This window comes from Streptococcus sp. 9.1(2021) (genome assembly GCF_030466425.1).
In the GTDB taxonomy this organism is placed as follows: domain Bacteria; phylum Bacillota; class Bacilli; order Lactobacillales; family Streptococcaceae; genus Streptococcus; species Streptococcus wuxiensis.
In genome coordinates, this window is the sequence record NZ_JAGQFU010000003.1 from 20855 (window position 1) to 41549 (window position 20695).

Below are 20695 nucleotides of genomic sequence, written 5' to 3' on the forward strand. Positions count from 1 at the left end.
CTTAGTGTCTAAAAATTATGATTTTGACTTGTAAATAAGAATTTTTAATGTATAATCTATTATATCAAAATTTTAGACAATATGTGTAAAAAAGGAGACAATATGTTTAAAGAATGGAAAGCAATTTTTAAAAAACCAACCTTTATCATTGTAATGATAGGGATTTCTCTAATTCCTGCTTTATACAACATCATATTTTTATCATCTATGTGGGATCCATATGGCCAGTTATCTGAGTTGCCTGTAGCGGTCGTTAATAATGATAAAGAAGCATCTTATAATGGAAACACAATGACTATTGGAAAAGACATGGTGTCCAATTTAGAGAAAAATAAATCATTAGATTTTCATTTTGTCAGTGAAGAAGAAGGTAAGAAGGGTCTAGAAGACGGTGATTACTATATGGTAGTAACTTTACCAAGTGACTTATCTGAAAAGGCTGCTTCTATTCTATCAGATCACCCAGAACAAATGAATATTAACTATCAAACTTCTAGTGGGCATAGTTTCATTGCAAGTAAGATGAGTGATTCTGCCATGACACAGTTAAAACAAAATGTTTCTGCTAATGTAACCGAAACCTATACGAAAGCTTTATTTCAAAAGATGGGAGATTTAAAATCTGGTTTAACGAAGGCAGCTGATGGAAGTGAACAATTGGCCAATGGGGCTAGTCAGTTAGCTGTAGGAAGTCAGACATTGTCTTCTAATCTTGATACTTTAGCTAGTTCAAGTTTAACCTTTTCTGATGGCTCAAATCAATTTACAAAAGGGTTGACAACGTATGTAACAGGAGTAAAGCAACTGAATAGTGGCTTAGGTACATTTAATGATGGTTTACAGAACTATACAAGTGCAGTTTCACAGGTTGACACTGGACTTAATCAATTATCTTCCAAGACTCCAGAATTAGTAGCAGGTGTCAATCAGCTAAATACTGGAATGAAGTCATATGCAGGAGGAGTTTCGCAACTAAATACAGGTCTCAATCAATTTTCAGTTGGTGTCAATGCTTACACAAGCGGTGTTGACAAACTATCTATTGGGGCAAATCAATTATCTAGTCAATCAGATACATTGAGAGACGGTATTACCCAATTAAATAAAGGGATTAAAGAAATTTCGACTCAATTGAATACTTCATCTCAACAAAAAGAGGAAATCACTCAATTAGCAACTAGTTTAGATGAATTGAATAAAGCACTTCAAGCTGTAACTATTTCAGATAATACTGAACTTAAAAGTACAATATCTAATGATTTAGCGAATATATCTACTCTTGCTCAAACTATTGTGACTAATAGTCAAACAGAGCAAGAGAAAACTCTTACCAATCTCCAAGCAACAGCAACTTATCAATCTCTTACTGATACTCAGAAACAAGAACTGACTGCAGCTGTTTCAAATAATTCTAATTCTACGATAGAGTCAGCAAAAGCAATTTTAACGACGGTAGGAGATTTAAAAGAAAATTTGGAAAGTGTAAACCAACCAGTCTCTAATCTATCTACTTTACAGACTAAAGCAAATCAAGTATTACCTGTGGCGTCTAGTTCCTTGACATCTATGTCAAGTGGATTTACACAGTTGCAAAATGCTGTAGATAATAAGTTAGTTCCTGGAAGTCAATCGATTGAAAATGGGGTTAATGATTATACTAAAGGGCTGGATACCATTTCTTTAGGTGTAAACCAACTAAATGAAAAGAATACAACTTTAACAACAAGTTTGGATCAATTGGTTTCTGGATCAAGTAAGTTGACAGAAAACTCTTCAACCTTGACAACTGGTTTGGATTCGCTAGCTGGGAAAACTCCAGAACTAGTAACAGGTATCGAAAAACTCTCATCTGGTTCTAGCCAATTAAATAGTAAGAGTTCAGACTTAATTGCAGGACTGGATAAAATACAGCTAGGTTCTAGTCAATTAACAGATAAATCGAGTCAATTGCTTTCAGCTAGCTCTCAGTTAGAAAGTGGAGCAATGAAAATTGCTGATGGTGCTGGAAAACTAGCAGATGGTGGAACAACTTTAACTGCTGGTATTGAAAGTCTGCAAGTAGGATCTACAGGACTAGGAGAAGGATTAAATAGTGCTAGCAATCAACTAAAAACAGCATCAACAGAGCCTAACAATGCAGAAGTATTATCTGAGCCCTTGAGTCTTTCAAAAACAGACAATGATCAGGTTCCTGTAAATGGGATTGCTATGGCTCCTTATATGATATCTGTTGCCCTCTTTGTTGCTGCGTTATCAACAAATATGATTTTTGCTAAGTTACCTTCAGGTCGTCATCCTGAAAGTCGTTGGGCTTGGGTTAAATCTCGTTTCGAAATAAATGGAGTTATAGCTGTTTTAGCAGCTGTCTTAGTCTATGGAGGAGTTCATCTTATCGGTCTAACAGCAAATCATGAAATGAGAACCTTGCTCTTAATCATCATCGCAAGTTTGACCTTTATGTCTATGGTAACCGCGTTAACGACATGGAATAGTCGCTTAGGTGCTTTCTTCTCTCTTATTTTACTATTATTACAATTAGCATCAAGTGCAGGAACTTATCCGCTTGCTTTGACTAATGATTTCTTTAAGGCTGTCAATCCTTGGTTACCAATGAGTTATTCAGTTTCAGGATTGAGACAAACGATTTCTATGACAGGGAATGTTCATTATCAGGTAATTTTCCTTCTCGTAACTTTAGTTCTATTCATAGGAATAGGTATGCTTGCTTATCAACCTAAAAAACTGGAAGAAGATTAAAAAAATCGACCAATTTGGTCGATTTTTTATGTGCATGAATCTTGTCAAGAATTTATAAATCTAATAATAGAATGTTTCACGTGAAACAATGAATAGGTTGAATAGAATCAGATTGACAGAACTATCAACTAAAAATTCATAAGAAATAAAAAAACTCAGTTGGGCTCCCAACTGAGTTTTTTTTTAAGTTCTACCTAATCTTTCCAAAGTTCTTTGACTTTTGCTTGAACTTCAGCATTTTCTAAGAATTCATCATAGGTTTCATCAATACGATCGATGACGCCGTTTTTAGATAAGACAATAATGTGGTTAGCCAAAGTTTGAATAAACTCATGGTCGTGACTGGCAAAGATGATGGACTCTTTAAAGTTTTTCAATCCATCGTTCAAGCTTGAGATAGATTCCAAGTCTAAGTGATTTGTAGGATCGTCAAGTACAAGAACGTTTGACTTTAAAAGCATGAGTTTTGAAAGCATCACGCGCACCTTTTCTCCCCCAGACAAGACGTTTACAGGTTTGTTAACTTCGTCTCCAGAGAAGAGCATACGACCTAGGAAACCACGCAAGAAAGTGTTGTCATCTTCTTCTTTACTTGCGAATTGACGGAGCCAGTCAAGGATAGATTCATTGCCAGCAAAATCAGCTGAATTGTCTTTTGGCAAGTAAGAGCGACTAGTTGTAACTCCCCACTTGACAGTCCCTTCATAGTCAATTTCACCCATAATGGCACGAATCAAGGCAGTTGTTTGGATGTCATTTTGTCCGATAAGAGCTGTCTTGTCACCTGGACGCAAGATGAAGCTGATGTTGTCAAGAATAGTTTCACCGTCAATCTTTACAGATAGATTTTCTACTGTCAAGAGGTCGTTCCCAATTTCACGTTCAGCTTTAAAGCTGATAAATGGGTATTTACGACTAGAAGGAACAATTTCCTCTAGCTCAATCTTGTCAAGCATTTTTTTACGTGAAGTTGCTTGTCTTGATTTAGAAGCATTAGCAGAGAAACGAGCAACGAATTCTTGAAGTTGTTTGATTTTTTCTTCTGCTTTAGCATTACGGTCTGCTAGTAATTTAGCAGCAAGCTCAGAAGATTCCTTCCAGAAGTCGTAGTTTCCGACATAGAGTTTGATTTTTCCAAAGTCCAGGTCAGCCATGTGAGTACATACTTTATTCAAGAAGTGACGGTCGTGGGATACGACAATGACAGTATTATCAAAGTCGATTAGGAAATCCTCTAACCAAGTGATGGATTGAATATCCAGACCATTGGTTGGCTCGTCCAAAAGAAGGACATCTGGTTTACCGAAGAGGGCTTTAGCAAGGAGAACCTTTACTTTGTCGCCATTTGCTAGTTCACTCATATTTTGGTAATGAAGTTCTTCTGGAATATTCAAATTTTGTAAGAGTTGTGAAGCTTCACTCTCAGCTTCCCAACCACCTAGTTCAGCGAATTCTCCTTCAAGTTCAGCTGCGCGAACACCATCTTCTTCTGAAAAATCTTCTTTCATATAAATGGCGTCTTTTTCTTTCATGATGTTGTATAGTTTTTCATTACCCATGATAACAACATCAATAACACGCTCATCTTCGTAGTCAAAGTGATTTTGACGAAGTACTGAAAGACGTTCGTCTGGTCCAAGAGAGATATGCCCAGTTGTCGGTTCAATATCTCCAGCTAATATTTTTAAAAAGGTTGATTTTCCAGCACCGTTGGCACCAATCAAACCATAGGTATTTCCTTCTGTAAATTTGATGTTTACATCATCAAAAAGTTTACGATCACTAAAACGTAGTGAAACATCAGATACTGTTAGCAAAGTTTTTCTCCTATTATATGTAATACTCTAATTCTACTAGAAAATCACCAATTATTCAAATTTTTATTTGTCAATTTTTTGTAAACAAAGTTGACAACCCCTTTACGATTGAAAGGGGTAACATCTCTATTGTTTCAATAAAAAAATTATCTGTCTTTTTATTAAAAAAATGCTATAATTGAAAGGACCATATCAAAGGAGAATAAGATGAGTAAACCCATTATTTTAACAGGAGATCGTCCAACGGGGAAATTACATATTGGGCACTACGTTGGTAGTTTGAAAAATCGTGTCTTACTACAAGAAGAAAATAAATATGACATGTTTGTTTTTTTAGCTGACCAGCAAGCACTAACAGACCATGCAAAAGATCCACAAACTATTGTAGAGTCTATTGGGAATGTTGCTTTGGATTATCTTGCAGTGGGATTAGATCCTAATAAAGCAACGATTTTCATTCAAAGCCAGATTCCAGAATTGGCAGAGCTTTCTATGTATTATATGAACCTAGTTTCATTAGCTCGCTTGGAACGAAATCCAACCGTAAAGACTGAAATTGCTCAAAAAGGCTTTGGTGAAAGTATTCCTACTGGATTTTTAGTTTATCCTGTTGCGCAAGCAGCAGATATTACAGCATTTAAGGCTAACCTGGTTCCAGTAGGGAATGATCAAAAGCCGATGATTGAACAAACACGTGAAATTGTGCGTTCTTTCAACCATGCCTATAACTGTGATGTTTTAGTAGAACCAGAAGGAATTTACCCTGAGCATGAAGGTGCGGGACGTTTACCAGGTCTTGATGGTAATGCCAAAATGTCGAAATCACTTAATAATGGAATTTACTTAGCTGATGATGCGGATACTTTGCGTAAAAAAGTAATGAGTATGTATACAGATCCAGACCATATTCGTGTTGAGGATCCAGGTAAGATTGAAGGAAATATGGTTTTCCATTACTTGGACGTATTCGGTCGACCTGAGGATGCTCAAGAAATTGCTGAAATGAAGGAACATTATCAACGTGGAGGCCTTGGTGATGTTAAGACCAAACGTTATCTACTTGAAATCCTAGAACGTGAACTTGGTCCAATCCGTGAACGTCGCCTAGAATATGCTAAAGATATGGGTGAGGTTTATAATATGCTCCAAAAAGGTAGTGAAAAAGCTCGAGAAGTTGCTGGGCAAACACTATCAGAAGTAAAAGCTGCAATGGGTCTAAATTACTTTCACTAATGGATAAAATATGAACTATAAAACTATTTCTTCTTTAAAATAAGAGGGATAGTTTTTTATTTATTCTCTTATAAATTTAATTGACAAATTTTCATAGAATGGTATGATAGATACAATACAAAAAGCGTTTAGCTCAATAAAGAAAGAAAAGAGGAAACTTCAATGTCTAATTGGGACACTAAATTTTTGAAAAAAGGTTTTACCTTTGATGATGTATTGCTAATTCCAGCAGAGAGTCATGTGTTGCCTAATGATGCGGATTTAACAACAAAATTGGCAGATAATTTGACTTTAAATATCCCAATTATTACAGCTGCAATGGACACTGTAACAGAAAGCCAAATGGCCATTGCAATCGCGCGTGCAGGTGGACTTGGAGTTATCCATAAAAATATGTCTATTGAGCAACAAGCTGACGAAGTTCGAAAGGTAAAACGTTCTGAAAATGGTGTTATCATTGATCCATTCTTCTTGACTCCTGAACATACAATCGCTGAAGCAGATGAACTCATGGGCCGTTACCGTATCAGTGGTATCCCAGTGGTTGAAACTCTAGAAAACCGTAAGTTAGTTGGTATTTTGACCAACCGAGATCTGCGTTTCATTTCTGACTACAACCAACCAATTTCAAAACACATGACTAGTGAAAACCTAGTTACTGCTCCGGTTGGTACAGATTTAAAAACTGCTGAGAGTATTCTTCAAGAACACCGTATTGAAAAACTACCTCTAGTTGACGAAGAGGGTCGTCTTTCTGGTTTAATCACCATTAAAGATATTGAAAAAGTGATTGAGTTCCCAAATGCGGCAAAAGATGAATTCGGTCGTCTTCTAGTTGCTGGTGCAGTAGGTGTTACTTCTGATACATTTGAACGTGCAGAAGCCCTCTTTGAAGCAGGAGCTGATGCTATTGTTATCGATACTGCCCATGGTCACTCAGCGGGTGTACTTCGTAAAATCGCTGAAATTCGTGCTCATTTCCCAGACCGTACACTGATTGCTGGGAACATCGCTACTGCTGAAGGTGCGCGTGCTCTTTATGATGCAGGTGTTGACGTTGTTAAAGTCGGTATTGGTCCAGGGTCAATCTGTACAACTCGTGTTATTGCTGGTGTAGGAGTTCCCCAGGTAACAGCAATTTACGATGCAGCAGCAGTTGCTCGTGAATATGGTAAAACGATTATCGCTGATGGTGGAATCAAATATTCTGGAGATATTGTAAAAGCCCTTGCTGCTGGAGGAAACGCAGTGATGCTCGGATCAATGTTTGCAGGAACAGATGAAGCTCCAGGTGAAACTGAGATCTTCCAAGGGCGTAAGTTCAAGACATACCGCGGTATGGGTTCAATCGCTGCTATGAAGAAGGGTTCAAGCGACCGTTACTTTCAAGGTTCTGTCAATGAAGCAAACAAACTCGTTCCAGAAGGAATCGAAGGTCGTGTTGCTTATAAAGGTGCAGCAGCTGATATTGTTTTCCAAATGATTGGTGGTATTCGTTCTGGTATGGGTTACTGTGGTGCTGCTAACTTAAAAGAATTACATGACAATGCTCAGTTTATCGAAATGTCAGGTGCTGGTCTAAAAGAAAGCCATCCACACGATGTGCAAATCACTAATGAAGCACCAAACTATTCAATGTAATAAAAAAAATCTCCTGTTAAACGGGAGATTTTTTTTGTTTTACAAAGATGTAAAGTTTAATTTACAGTCAATTGACCATTATCTACTGTAAAGACGCTCAAGTTATCAGGTAAGTTTTGAAGATGGTCTAAACTAGTAGTTGTAATAAACGTTTGAATGTTATGAGAAATAGTTTCCAATAATTTAAGTTGACGAGTATTGTCAAGTTCACTCATGACATCGTCAAGTAAAAGAATGGGAGATTCTTTGGTAATGCTCTCCATCAATTCGATTTCAGCAAGTTTTATAGAAAGCACCAAGCTACGATGTTGCCCTTGACTTCCGAAACTTGCTTCCATTCCATTAATCATGAAAATCATATCGTCCCGATGAGGACCAACTCCAGTATTCTTCTTAAATAAATCTCTGGATCTACTTTTTTGAAGTGCTATATAGAAAGATTCAGTCAAATTTTCCTTGTCAACAAAGTTTACAGAAGGTTGATAACGGATTGACAGATTTTCTAACTGATCTGAGATGTCAAAATGTTTTTTCTTGCCAAAGAGTTCCATTTTCTGGATAAAGTCAGCTCGATGATTCATTACACGACAGCCATACTCTACCAGTTGGTCATCAAGAACAGACAGGAAAGTCTCATCTATGTTTTGTGTAGATTTGAGATAGGTATTTCTCTGTTTAAGGACGTGGTTATAACTTGACAGGTCTGACAAGTAAATTGGTTTAATTTGCCCTAATTCTATGTCAATGAATTTACGACGAATGGCCGGAGCGCCTTTGACAAGTTGTAAATCTTCTGGGGCAAATAAGACAACATTCATATGACCAATATAGTCTGATAGGCGAGCTTGTTTCAAGTAATTCACTTTAGTAATTCGCCCTTTTTGTGTTAAGTCAATTTCAAGTGGAATGCTTGCTGTTTTCTTTTGCAAGATTCCAGAAACTTGCAGTTGTTCTTCTTCAAATTGAATTAAATTTTTATCAGTCTTTGTTCGATGACTTCTTGTTAAGGCTAAAAAGTAAATACTTTCGAGAAGATTGGTTTTTCCTTGAGCGTTTCGGCCAACAAATACATTTAATTTTGGATTAAAATTAACTTCAACATCTCGATAGTTACGAAATTGTTTAATGGATAGATTTTTCAGCCACATATTTATCTACCTGGGAAACGTGGTGCAGGTTTTGCTTTTGTTGATTGGTTCTTTTTCGCTGGCTTTTTTTGTACCTTTTTATTCATTTCCTTGACAAGTTTAGCTACACGTTCTTTCTCAAGTTTTTCTAGACGAAACTCCTCTAGTTCTTCTGATGTTGGTTTAACTAGAATAATTTGAGTTTTTAAATCAGGGATTTCAATAGAATCCCCGATTCTAATTTTCTTGCCTCGACGATTTTCTAATTCTCCATTAAAATATACAAGATGGTCAGATAAAAAAGATTTAATAGCACCGCCACTTTGGATGATTCCAAGATCTTTCAAAAGAGCTTGGAGAGTAATAAATTCTTCAAATAATTTGTATTCCATAGTTCACCTCAATCTTTGGTATTATACCATATTTTGCACAAAATAGTTGAGAAGAAACTACTGATATGAAAACGATTTTAATTTCAAAAGAGTCAAAGAGAACAGGAAAAATTTTCGTTTTCATGGTATAATAGAACTCTATGTAAAAGGAGGTAAAAGATGGAGTTATTCCCTGGAATTGCAGTGCATTTTATCCAATCTAAAAAGTTTAAGACAAATAAAATAACCATGCGTTTCACAGCTCCATTATCTCTGGATTTAATTTCTGGTCGCATGCTAAGTGCCAGTATGCTTGAAACCGCTAATAAAGGCTATCCAACTGCTCAGGTTCTTAGAAAACATCTGGCAGCATTGTATGGAGCAGATTTGTCAACTCATGCTTATAGAAGGGGGCAAAGTCACTTAGTAGACGTGAGTTTGACTTATGTTCGAGATGAATTTTTAAGTAAGAAAAACGTATTAACTGCTCAGATTTTAGAATTATTGTATCAAGTCATATTTAATCCATTGTCAAATGAAGATGAATTTGAGAACAATGCCTTTGAAATTGAAAAAAAACAATTGTTGGCGAGACTAGAATCAGAATTAGAGGATCCTTTCTTCTTTGCCCATAAAGAATTGGATCAGTTGTTTTTCCAAGAGGAATCAATGCAGTTTTTAATTGCCAGAATTTCTGAAGAGACTTCTAAATCTTGCTATTCAAGTTTTCAAAAAATGCTGAAAGAAGATAGAATTGATTTATTCTTTTTAGGTGATTTTAATGAAATTGAAGTCTTAGAAAACTTGAAGAAATTTAACTTGACAGGTCGTAAAGAAACTGTAAACATTCAATATCAGCAAGGTTATTCAAATGTTCTTAGAGAAGGAATTGCTAGAAAAAACCTAGGTCAGTCTATTCTAGAAATGGGTTATCATAGCACAATTGGTTATGGAGATGATCAAAAGATGGCCTTGCTTCTTGTGAATGGTTTGCTTGGAGCTTTCCCGCACTCTAAATTGTTTACCCAAGTTAGGGAAAAGGAAGGGTTGGCCTACACTGTTTCTAGTCACTTAGATCTCTTTAGTGGATTTTTAAGATTGTTTGCTGGGATAAATCGTCAAAACCGAAACAAGGTAAGAAAATTGATGAATGATCAATTGTTAGCTATCAAAAATGGTAGATTTACAGATTCTGAAGTTAATCAAACTAAGGAAATGATTCGTAGGGCGATGTTGTTGAGTCAGGATAATCAAGATTCGATTATAGATAGAGAATACTTAAGCCTCTTTTTTGGTAAATCGGTTTTAGACCTGGATACTTTGATAGAGAGACTAGAGCAAGTTGACAAGGATGAAATCTATAGGGCAGCATCTAGTTTGAAATTGCAGGCTATCTATTTTATGGAAGGAGCAGAATGACTAGAGTTACTTTTCAAGAGAAATATTATCCTGCTGTAAAGGAAACTCTTTATCAAGCAAAATTAGAAAATGGATTGACAGTTTCTTTACTTCCTAAAAATGATTTTAACGAAGTTTATGGTGTAGTAACTGTCTATGTTGGTTCAGTTGACACTGAGTTTACAGCTAGAGATAGTAAAAAGAAAACATATCCTAAGGGAATCGCTCATTTTTTAGAACATAAACTTTTTGAAAGAGAAAATTCTGAAGATATCATGGCTGCATTTACCAAATTAGGTGCAGATAGTAACGCCTTTACAAGCTTTACAAATACAAGTTATCTTTTTTCAACCTCTGACAATGTCGCTGAGTGTTTGGACTTGCTTGACGAGCTTGTTACTAGCTTTAACATTACTGAAGAATCTGTTGAACGAGAAAAGGATATTATTCAACAAGAACGCGAAATGTATCAGGATGATCCTGATTCTTGCTTGTTCTTTAAAACACTTGCAAATCTATATCCAGAAACTCCACTAGCTTCAGATATTGTTGGGACTGAAGATTCGATAGAAGATATTAGTTTAGAGGATCTACGGGACAATTTTGATGAATTTTACACTCCTGTCAATAGCCAAATTTTCCTCGTTGGAAATTTTGATTTAGAGTTGATACAGAATTATTTCTTGCAAAAGGATGTTGGAGGTTGTATCGTTCCAAATCCAAAAGAACCAATCGCTTTACACCCTGTAAAGAAGGTTGAGAGCATTCGTATGGATGTTGCATCACCTAAATTAGCAATAGGAGTTCGAACGAATTCTGATATGGGTCATCAGGACTGCTATCGATATAGCGTTCTATTAAGAGCGTTATTTACGATGATGTTTGGTTGGACCTCTAAAAGATTTCAGAGTTTGTATGAAACTGGAAAATTAGATTCTTCATTATCTTTAGAAGTTGAGATCAATCGACGTTTTAACTTTTTGATGCTAACAATGGACACAAAGGAACCTGTTGCTATTTCGCATCAATTCCGAAAGGCAATTCAGAGCTTTGTTACTGATGCAGATATTTCGGAAGAACATCTTGATTTAATAAAAAGTGAAATTTATGGAGAATTTATCCATAGTATGAACTCTTTAGAATTTATTGCGACCCAATATCAGTCACATTCTGACGAAACAACCCTGTTTGATTTACCAAAGATTATACAGGAAATGACCTTGGACGATGTTCTTGAGGTAGGACATCATTTTATCGACAATAGTGAAATAGTTGAATTTACGATTTTTCCACTATAGCTATCGAAATATAAAATAAACTAGAAAGAAGGCATGGTAAGTATGAGAAAAAAAACAATTGGTGAAGTGTTACGTTTAGCAAGAATCAATCAAGGTTTGAGTTTAGAGGAATTGCAGCGCAAGACAGACATTCAACTGAATCTGCTTGAGGCTTTAGAATCAGATGATTTTGACCAATTGCCAAGCCCTTTTTATACACGTTCTTTTTTGAGGAAGTATGCTTGGGCAGTTGAGTTGGATGAAAACCTTGTTTTAGATGCATATGATTCAGGGAGTATGATTACCTATGAGGAAGTTGATGTTGATGAGATAGAACTATCAGGTCGTAGACGTTCTAATCGCAAGAAACGTTCCTTGCTCCCTCTGTTTTACTTTATTCTCTTCTCCTTATCTATTATAATTTTTGTTTCTTATTATGTTTGGAATTACATTCAAACACAACCGACAGCAACAACTTCAGCCAACTATAATGTTGTGACTACGACAACAAGTGCAACAAGTAGTGAAACGACAACTAGCAATCAAACCACTAGTCCATCAAGTTCGAGCAACGCATCAACTGTGACGGTTTCTGGTCAGGGAGATGTTATATCGGTAGAATATAAAACTGCTAAAGATACTGCCGAACTTCAACTATCTGTGACGGATGCAACAAGCTGGATTAGTGTTTCAGATACTGAATTGGCTGGAGGAACTACTCTTGAGCCTAATAATAAGATGGCCAAAACAACAGTTTCTAAAGGCTCTCCAGTAACTATCACATTAGGTGTTGTCAAAGGCGTGAAAATCAAGATCGATAATCAGGAAATTGATACTTCGAAATTAACTGGTCAAACTGGCTGGATTACATTGAAATTAAGTTCAAATTAAGGAAGGATAACATGAAAAAAGAGAATATTCCTAATATACTTACGCTTGGTAGAATTTTATTTATTCCGATTTTTGTTCTCCTTCTATCATTTGGACAGTCTCCTGTGTTACATAAAATAGCAGCAATTATTTTTGCCGTTGCTAGTATCACTGACTATCTAGATGGCTATTTAGCTAGAAAATGGCAAGTAGTTAGCAATTTTGGGAAATTCGCAGATCCAATGGCAGATAAGTTGTTAGTTATGTCGGCATTTATCATGCTAGTAGGTCTAAATATGGCTCCTGCTTGGGTAGTAGCTGTTATCATTTGCCGAGAACTTGCAGTTACTGGGTTGCGCCTACTCTTAGTTGAAACTGGTGGAACTGTTTTAGCTGCAGCAATGCCAGGAAAAATCAAAACATTTAGCCAGATGTTTGCGATTATCTTCTTGTTATTTCATTGGAATTTACTTGGTCAGATAACTCTTTATATCGCTTTGTTCTTTACAGTTTATTCTGGTTATGATTACTTCAAGGGAAGCGCGTATTTGTTTAAAGGAACCTTTCGCTAGATATGGAATCGATTATTGAAATTAAGAATCTGTCATTTCGATACCAGGCAGATCAAGAACACTATGATGTTCATAACATTTCGTTTCACGTGAAACGTGGAGAATGGTTGTCTATCGTTGGTCATAATGGTAGTGGAAAATCAACAACTGTTCGCTTGATTGACGGTTTGCTAGAAGCGGAATCTGGAGAAATTTGGATAGACGGTGATTGCCTAACTCCGGAAAACGTCTGGGAAAAAAGACGTAAGATTGGTATGGTATTTCAAAATCCTGATAACCAATTCGTGGGGGCAACCGTAGAAGATGACGTTGCTTTTGGACTAGAAAATCAAGGGATTCCACTTGAAGAGATGAAGCGTAGAGTTACAGAAGCCCTATCCTTAGTTGGGATGGCTGGATTTTCTAAAAAAGAACCTGCTCGTTTGTCAGGTGGCCAAAAACAGAGAGTGGCTATTGCAGGAGTTGTTGCCTTGCGACCAGACATTTTAATTTTGGATGAAGCTACAAGTATGTTGGATCCAGAGGGACGACTAGAGCTGATTAAGATAGTTCAAAAGATTCGCCAAGATCACCAAATGACAGTAATCTCCATTACGCATGACCTAGATGAGGTGGCCATGAGTGACCGTATTTTGGTGATGAAAAAAGGAGAAATCGAATCAACTAGTACTCCTAGAGAACTATTTTCTAGGTCAGATTTAGATCAAATTGGTTTAGATCAACCCTTTGTCAACCAATTAAAAGAATCGCTACGTACTAGTGGCTTGAAATTACCAGAGCACTACCTGACCGAAGAGGAGCTCGAGGAGGCTTTATGGGAATTATTCTAGACAATGTGAGTTATACGTATCAGGAAGGAACCCCCTTTGCCTCAGCTGCCTTGTCCGATGTTAATTTGTCAATAGAGGACGGATCTTATACAGCAATTATTGGGCATACAGGAAGCGGGAAATCTACAATTCTACAACTTTTGAATGGTTTGTTGGTTCCCACAAAGGGAAGTGTTCATGTCTTTGATACATTAATTACATCAACATCCGTCAATAAGCAAATTCGTCAAATTCGCAAACAAGTGGGCTTAGTCTTTCAGTTTGCAGAAAATCAAATCTTTGAGGAGACTGTCTTAAAAGATGTGGCTTTTGGACCTCAAAATTTTGGAGTTTCTGTAGAAGAGGCAGAAGCTATTGCGCGTGAAAAACTAGCTTTAGTAGGAATTGATGAGTCACTCTTTGGACGTAGTCCCTTTGAGCTTTCAGGCGGACAAATGAGAAGGGTTGCGATTGCTGGTATTTTGGCGATGGAGCCTAGCATTTTGGTCTTAGATGAGCCAACAGCTGGTTTGGATCCAATTGGTCGAAAAGAGTTAATGGCCTTGTTTAAAAAACTTCATCAGGATGGTATCACGATTGTTTTAGTGACCCATCTGATGGATGATGTGGCCGAATTTGCTGATCAAGTTTATGTGATGGAAAAAGGGAAGTTGGTCAAGAGTGGGAAGCCAAGTCTTGTTTTTCAAAATGTCGAATTCATGGAAAAAATCCAATTAGGTGTTCCAAAAATAACAAGATTTGCTCAAAGGGTAGCTGAACGAGGAGTTTCTTTTAAACAATTGCCGATAACGATAGAGGAGTTTAAGGAGTTCATCAATGGATAACATGATTTTAGGTCGTTACATACCAGGAAATTCGATTGTTCATCGTTTGGATCCTCGTAGTAAGTTAGTGGCAATGATTTTATTGATTATGATCGTTTTTTGGGCCAATAATCCAATAACTAATCTGATCCTTTTCGTTGTAACAGGTATATTTGTAGCCTTATCTGAGGTTCCCTTATCCTTTTTCATAAAAGGTTTGCGGTCCATGTTTTTTCTGATTGCTTTTACAACCCTTTTTCAACTTTTCTTTATCTCTGGTGGAGATGTCTTGTTCGAGATGGGGTTTATTAAAATCACGAGTCATGGCATTGAGCAGGCGGGAATCATTTTTTGTCGCTTTGTGTTGATTATCTTTTTCTCAACTTTGCTTACCTTGACAACCATGCCATTAAGCTTGGCTACAGCAGTTGAGTCCTTACTTGGCCCCTTGAAAAGATTTAAGGTTCCTGTTCATGAAATCGGGCTCATGTTGTCTATGAGTTTACGTTTTGTACCAACCTTAATGGATGATACGATTCGAATTATGAACGCTCAAAAGGCGCGTGGTGTTGATTTTGGAGAAGGAAATATAATCCAAAAAGTTAAGGCTATGATTCCTATTTTGATTCCTTTATTCGCTACGAGTTTGAAACGAGCGGATTCTCTTGCTACAGCCATGGAGGCTAGAGGATATCAAGGTGGGAACGGACGTAGTCAGTACCGACAGTTGAATTGGATGAATAAAGATAGTGTGGCCTTACTCCTGGTATGTGTGTTGGGTTTGATTCTATTTTTGTTGAAATCCTAAAGTGAAGTATAGAATGAGATAGGGTAGAGGTATGAACCGTTTTAAAAAATCAAAATATATCATTGTTCTATTTGTCGTTATACTAGTAGTTTCTGTTCTTTTAGTAATGACGAAATCAAGTACAGTTGTGACAAAAGCTGGAGATGGCATTTCTCTGATAGATAGAATTGTGCAAAAACCATTTCAATGGTTAGAATCTACAAAGTCAGATTTAGGAAATTTGACGAGGGCTTACAATGAGAATGAAACTCTCAAAAAAGAATTCTATCAAATGGAAAAGGAAAAGAATGAAGCAGATCGCTTAAAAGAAGAAAATGAACAACTGCGTCAATTACTAGATATGAAGTCAAAATTGAATGCGACTAAACTAATTGCTGCGGATGTTATCATGAGAACTCCGGCGACTTGGAAACAAGAATTAACAGTTAATGTTGGTTCGCAACAAGGTGTAACAACTAGTATGCTTGTTGTTTCTAGTGGAGGATTGGTTGGAAGCGTTGAAAAAGTAGAAGACAACTCAACTGTGGTCAATTTATTAACAAATGCTGAAAATACAGAGAAAATTTCTGTTAAAATTCAGCATGGATCTAGTAGTATTTATGGTATTATCGTTGGCTATGACAAGGAAAAAGAACTACTGAAAATTAGTCAGCTAAATAATAGTGGAGATATTAGTCAAGGTGATAAAGTGGTAACTGGAGGTTTGGGGAACTTCAATGTCACAGACATTCCTGTAGGAGAAGTCGTATCTGTGACCCCTACCAATGATTATCTGACAAGAGAAGTTATGGTCAAAATGCATGCTGATCCAATGAATCTTAAAGTCGTAGAGTTAGTGGGGAATCCATCATGAGACTTTTTAAGCAAATAGGGATGTTTTTGCTCTTGCCCGTAATCATTTTAATAGATAGCCACTTAGGACAATTTGTAAATAGCTTTTTTCCACATCTTCAAATTGTAAGCCACTTTATTTTCATCTTCTTATTATTCGAAACAATAGAAGTATCAGAATATCTATTTTTGGCCTATTGCTTGGTTCTAGGACTTATATACGATATCTATTTCTTCCATCTGATAGGGATAGCCAGTCTTCTTTTTGTGATTATTGGAGCAATCGTATATAAAAGCAACTCTGTTATTTTGTTAAATAGATGGACAAGATTATTAGCTATTTTAATGATGACTTTTACATTTGAATTTGGTAGCTTTATCCTAGCACACGTGGTAGGATTGACTGCAGAAAATCTACCTGTTTTTATAGTTTATAGTCTGGGTCCTACTATGATATTGAATTTTATATGGATGATAGTTTTCCAATATATTTTTGAAAAAATATATCTATAAGAAAGAAACAAAACTGTAATAAAGGCGTAATATTTATTAGGCCTTTTTTTGGTATACTAGTAATGTCTTTTTAAAGAAGGAGTATTTATACATATGAAGAAAAAAATTCTAGCATCACTTTTGTTAAGTACAGTATTGGTTTCACAAGGAGCTGTTCTTTCAAGTGTTAAAGCTAACACAACAGATGAAAAAATTGCAGCTCAAGATAGCAAAATTAGTGAGTTGACAACGCAACAAAAGGAAGCTCAAAAACAAGTTGATGAGATTCAAACTAAAGTAACAGCTATTCAAACGGAACAAGAAAAGTTGCAAGCTGAGAATGAAAAACTTCAAGAAGAGTCTAAAAAACTTGAAGGTGAAATCACAGAGCTTTCAAAAAACATCGTAGCTCGAAATGAATCGCTTGAAAACCAAGCTCGAAGTGCACAAACTAACGGAACTGCTACAAGCTACATTAATACAATTATTAACTCTAACTCAATCACAGAAGCTATTTCTCGTGTAGCAGCTATGAGTGAAATTGTTTCAGCAAACAATAAAATGTTGCAACAACAAAAAGAAGATAAAAAAGCTATCTCTGAAAAACAAGTTGCAAACAATAATGCAATCAACACAGTTATTGCCAATCAACAAACACTTGCTGATGACGCTCAAGCCTTGACAACAAAACAGGCAGAATTGAAAGCCGCTGAGTTGAATCTTGCAGCAGAAAAAGCTACCGCAGAAAGTGAAAAAGCTACTTTGTTAGAGCAAAAAGCAGCAGCTGAAGCAGAAGCTAAGGCAGCAGCTGAAGCAGAAGCAGCATACAAAGCGAAACAAACAAGTCAACAACAAACAGTTGCTGCTTCAGCAAATACAACCTTTGCAGCACAAGTACAAGCAACTTCAAGCTCATCATCAGACGATGACTCAAGTTACACACCTGCACCAACTCCTGTAAGCCAACGTCCTACATATAGTACAAACGCTTCAAGTTATCCAGTAGGTCAATGTACATGGGGAGCAAAAACTTTAGCACCATGGGCTGGCGATTACTGGGGAAATGGTGGTCAATGGGCTGCAAGTGCAGCGGCTGCAGGTTTCCGTACAGGTTCTACACCACAAGTTGGAGCAATTGCTTCATGGGATGATGGAGGATACGGACACGTAGCAGTTGTTACAGCAGTTGAATCATCAACTCGTATTCAAGTTTCTGAATGTAACTATGATGGTAGTGGAACTCAACCAATCGGAAATTATCGTGGATGGTTTAATCCTACAGCATCACGTGGTACAGTAAGATACATTTATCCAAACTAATATACTGATTATTACTAAAATTAGGGTGAGGTTTTATGAATCTCACCCTTTGTATAGTGCTGAAAAATAAATTTCATTATATAATTACTTGAACTTATTTTCTATTTTTATAGTTTTTTAGTTAAAGTAAAATGAAACTTAGGGATTTAGTACGAGTGTAGCATGTTGATAAAAAAATGGTTTCTAAGGGAGTCGGTGTTGAAGTTATGTTTACGTATAAAATAAATGTTGATGTGAAAGAGTGGGATTTGTTTTTAGAAAATCATCCTCAAGGAAATTTATTGCAGAGTAGTGATTGGTCCAAGATAAAGGATACTTGGGGGAATGAGAGAGTTGGCTTTTATAAAGAGGATCAACTAGTTGGAGTAGCGAATATCTTAATTCAGCCGCTACCATTAGGACTTTCTATGTTCTATATTCCACGAGGTCCTGTAATTGACTATGAAGATAAAGAGCTTCTGAAATTTGTACTTTTAACGTTGAAAAAACTTGCTAAAAAAAGCAATGCAATAATGGTTAAATTTGATCCAAGCCTTTTTATCAGTCGAAGTCTTATCGACCAAAAAACTATTCAAAATTCTAAAACTTTTGAAATTGTTGAGGAATTGCAAAAAAATAAAGTTCATTGGACAGGATTGACAAAGGATATGGCAGAAAACATACAACCTCGTTTTCAAGCTAATATTCATAAAGAAAACTTCTCGCTGGATCAACTGTCCAAATCTACTCGACAGGCCATCCGAACTGCAAGAAATAAAGGATTGGAAGTGAAATTTGGCGGACTTGATTTATTAGATGAATTTTCATTTTTAATGAAGAAAACAGAGTCTCGTAAGAACATCAGTTTACGAGGCAAAGATTATTATCAAAAATTACTGACTACTTATCCTAACCACTCCTTTATCACGCTAAGCTATTTAGATTTACCAAATAGACTGATAGAAATTGAGAAGCAACTCGAAAAGAATCTAAAAATAGCGCAGAAGTTTACAGATAAAACGAAAGAAGGTAAAGTAAAAGATAATCAGCAAGAGAGAGAACGATTAGAAGAAGAAATTGCTTTTCTCAAGAGCTGTATTGATAGAGGGGATAGTGTTGTCCCATTGTCTGGAACTTTGACCGTCGAATTTGGGAAAACATCTGAAAACTTATATGCTGGAATGAATGAAGAATTTAGACACTATCAACCTGCTATTCCAACATGGTTTGAGACTGCTCAACATTCATTTGAACGTGGGGCAGAGACTCATAATATGGGTGGAATTGAAAACAACTTAGAGGGTGGATTATTTAATTTTAAATCTAAATTTAATCCCACTATTGAGGAATTTGCTGGGGAGTTTAACTACCCAACTAGTTCATTGTACTTCTTGTTTAATCTAGCTTACAAAATGCGCAAGAAGCTTCGAAGTAGATAGGATAAACTAATTATTTTGCTACTACATTAAATTTTTAAAAATTAGCTATTAGAACATCTCAGCAGTATATGTTGAGATGTTTTAAATTTAGAGTGTTTACGAGTAATTTAATAAGGAGAAAATAACAAAATTACTTGAAATAAAGATCCAATTATGATAAAATGAAACTTGTCGTGTGAACGATAATACTCATTCTTGATGAATTGTGAAACTGTTGCCTTTGGGTTGTTTTGCAAGCTGAAATCGAGAAGAGGAAAAAACAAAAAAGGAGAAATACTCATGGCAGTAATTTCAATGAAACAACTTCTTGAGGCTGGTGTACACTTTGGTCACCAAACTCGTCGCTGGAACCCTAAGATGGCTAAGTACATCTTCACTGAGCGTAACGGAATCCACGTTATCGACTTGCAACAAACTGTAAAATACGCTGACCAAGCATACGACTTTATGCGTGATGCAGCAGCTAACGATGCAGTTGTATTGTTTGTTGGTACTAAGAAACAAGCTGCTGACGCTGTTAAAGAAGAAGCAGAACGTTCAGGTCAATACTACATCAACCACCGTTGGTTGGGTGGAACTCTTACTAACTGGGGAACTATCCAAAAACGTATCGCTCGTTTGAAAGAAATTAAACGTATGGAAGAAGAAGGAATCTTTGATGTTCTTCCTAAGAAAGAAGTTGCACTTCTTAACAAACAACGCGCTCGTCTTGAAAAATTCTTGGGTGGTATCGAAGACATGCCTCGCATCCCAGATGTAATGTACGTAGTTGACCCACATAAAGAGCAAATCGCTGTTAAAGAAGCTAAAAAATTGGGTATCCCAGTTGTAGCGATGGTTGACACAAACACTGATCCAGATGATATCGATGTAATCATCCCAGCTAACGATGACGCTATCCGCGCAGTTAAGTTGATCACAGCTAAATTGGCAGACGCTATCATCGAAGGTCGCCAAGGTGAAGACGCTGTAGCAGCAGTTGAAGCAGAATTTGCAGCTTCAGAAGCTCAAGTAGACTCAATCGAAGAAATCGTTGAAGTTGTTGAAGGCGATAACGCTTAATTCGTATAAATAGTAATTACCTAGGAGGGCGGGGCTTAGCCCGGCTCTCCTATTTTTAAAAAATATAG

Annotated in this window: 18 protein-coding genes; 15 read left to right on the forward strand and 3 right to left on the reverse strand. The window is 36.5% G+C overall.

Annotation, left to right across the window (positions count from 1 at the left end):
* The first annotated feature begins 102 nt into the window (after positions 1-102).
* Positions 103-2757 carry a YhgE/Pip domain-containing protein gene (locus KBU52_RS07905; RefSeq protein ID WP_254724802.1) on the forward strand — a complete coding sequence of 885 codons (2655 nt, stop codon included), beginning with the start codon at positions 103-105 and terminating at the stop codon, positions 2755-2757.
* 194 nt (positions 2758-2951) lie between these two features.
* On the opposite strand, the gene KBU52_RS07910 is transcribed toward KBU52_RS07905, so the two are convergent.
* The gene (locus KBU52_RS07910; protein WP_036756440.1) at positions 2952-4574 is read right to left on the reverse strand and encodes an ATP-binding cassette domain-containing protein; all 1623 of its coding nucleotides are present in this window, start codon (positions 4572-4574) and stop codon (positions 2952-2954) included.
* 207 nt (positions 4575-4781) lie between these two features.
* Between KBU52_RS07910 and trpS the strand changes: the two genes are divergently transcribed.
* Both trpS and guaB read left to right on the forward strand, forming a co-directional pair.
* Positions 4782-5807, forward strand: coding sequence for a tryptophan--tRNA ligase (trpS, locus tag KBU52_RS07915; RefSeq protein ID WP_004250956.1), 1026 nt, complete (start codon positions 4782-4784; stop codon positions 5805-5807).
* A 162-nt stretch (positions 5808-5969) separates the two neighbouring features.
* Positions 5970-7448, forward strand: a complete 1479-nt coding sequence (guaB, locus tag KBU52_RS07920) for an IMP dehydrogenase (RefSeq protein WP_006149092.1) — start codon at positions 5970-5972, stop codon at positions 7446-7448.
* A gap of 56 nt (positions 7449-7504) precedes the next feature.
* Here the strand turns inward: guaB and recF are convergent, their stop codons facing one another.
* Positions 7505-8596: a DNA replication/repair protein RecF gene (gene recF / locus KBU52_RS07925; protein WP_254724801.1), complete on the reverse strand. Its 1092-nt coding sequence runs from the start codon at positions 8594-8596 to the stop codon at positions 7505-7507.
* Between the two features lie 2 nt (positions 8597-8598).
* Positions 8599-8967 carry a S4 domain-containing protein YaaA gene (gene yaaA / locus KBU52_RS07930; protein WP_254724800.1) on the reverse strand — a complete coding sequence of 123 codons (369 nt, stop codon included), beginning with the start codon at positions 8965-8967 and terminating at the stop codon, positions 8599-8601.
* A 159-nt stretch (positions 8968-9126) separates the two neighbouring features.
* Between yaaA and KBU52_RS07935 the strand changes: the two genes are divergently transcribed.
* The 12 genes from KBU52_RS07935 (at position 9127) to rpsB (ending at position 20627) form a co-directional block, all read left to right on the forward strand.
* On the forward strand, positions 9127-10365 hold the full coding sequence (locus KBU52_RS07935; RefSeq protein ID WP_254724799.1) for a pitrilysin family protein: 1239 nt from the start codon (positions 9127-9129) through the stop codon (positions 10363-10365).
* Positions 10362-11642 (forward strand): pitrilysin family protein, encoded by a 1281-nt coding sequence (locus tag KBU52_RS07940; protein WP_254724798.1) that lies wholly within the window; start codon positions 10362-10364, stop codon positions 11640-11642. Before KBU52_RS07935 ends, KBU52_RS07940 begins: the two co-directional genes overlap by 4 nt.
* A gap of 42 nt (positions 11643-11684) precedes the next feature.
* Positions 11685-12512 carry a cytoskeleton protein RodZ gene (gene rodZ, locus KBU52_RS07945; RefSeq protein ID WP_254724797.1) on the forward strand — a complete coding sequence of 276 codons (828 nt, stop codon included), beginning with the start codon at positions 11685-11687 and terminating at the stop codon, positions 12510-12512.
* 11 nt (positions 12513-12523) lie between these two features.
* Positions 12524-13063 (forward strand): CDP-diacylglycerol--glycerol-3-phosphate 3-phosphatidyltransferase, encoded by a 540-nt coding sequence (pgsA, locus tag KBU52_RS07950; RefSeq protein ID WP_024054159.1) that lies wholly within the window; start codon positions 12524-12526, stop codon positions 13061-13063.
* A gap of 2 nt (positions 13064-13065) precedes the next feature.
* Positions 13066-13893, forward strand: coding sequence for an energy-coupling factor ABC transporter ATP-binding protein (locus KBU52_RS07955; RefSeq protein WP_254724796.1), 828 nt, complete (start codon positions 13066-13068; stop codon positions 13891-13893).
* Complete coding sequence (locus KBU52_RS07960; protein ID WP_254724795.1) at positions 13878-14717, forward strand: energy-coupling factor transporter ATPase; 840 nt, start codon at positions 13878-13880, stop codon at positions 14715-14717. The genes KBU52_RS07955 and KBU52_RS07960 overlap by 16 nt, the downstream gene beginning before the upstream one ends.
* A complete protein-coding gene (locus tag KBU52_RS07965) occupies positions 14710-15504 on the forward strand; it encodes an energy-coupling factor transporter transmembrane protein EcfT (RefSeq protein WP_247913078.1) in 795 nt (264 codons plus the stop codon). The genes KBU52_RS07960 and KBU52_RS07965 overlap by 8 nt, the downstream gene beginning before the upstream one ends.
* Before the next feature lie 31 nt (positions 15505-15535).
* Positions 15536-16357, forward strand: a complete 822-nt coding sequence (mreC, locus tag KBU52_RS07970; protein ID WP_254724794.1) for a rod shape-determining protein MreC — start codon at positions 15536-15538, stop codon at positions 16355-16357.
* A complete protein-coding gene (gene mreD, locus KBU52_RS07975) occupies positions 16354-16848 on the forward strand; it encodes a rod shape-determining protein MreD (protein WP_254724793.1) in 495 nt (164 codons plus the stop codon). The genes mreC and mreD overlap by 4 nt, the downstream gene beginning before the upstream one ends.
* Before the next feature lie 93 nt (positions 16849-16941).
* Positions 16942-18147, forward strand: a complete 1206-nt coding sequence (gene pcsB / locus KBU52_RS07980; RefSeq protein WP_254724792.1) for a peptidoglycan hydrolase PcsB — start codon at positions 16942-16944, stop codon at positions 18145-18147.
* 206 nt (positions 18148-18353) lie between these two features.
* Entirely contained in the window at positions 18354-19565 is a 1212-nt protein-coding gene (locus KBU52_RS07985) for an aminoacyltransferase (protein WP_254724819.1), read from the forward strand.
* A 279-nt stretch (positions 19566-19844) separates the two neighbouring features.
* Positions 19845-20627 carry a 30S ribosomal protein S2 gene (gene rpsB, locus KBU52_RS07990; RefSeq protein ID WP_254724791.1) on the forward strand — a complete coding sequence of 261 codons (783 nt, stop codon included), beginning with the start codon at positions 19845-19847 and terminating at the stop codon, positions 20625-20627.
* The last annotated feature ends 68 nt before the right edge of the window (positions 20628-20695 follow it).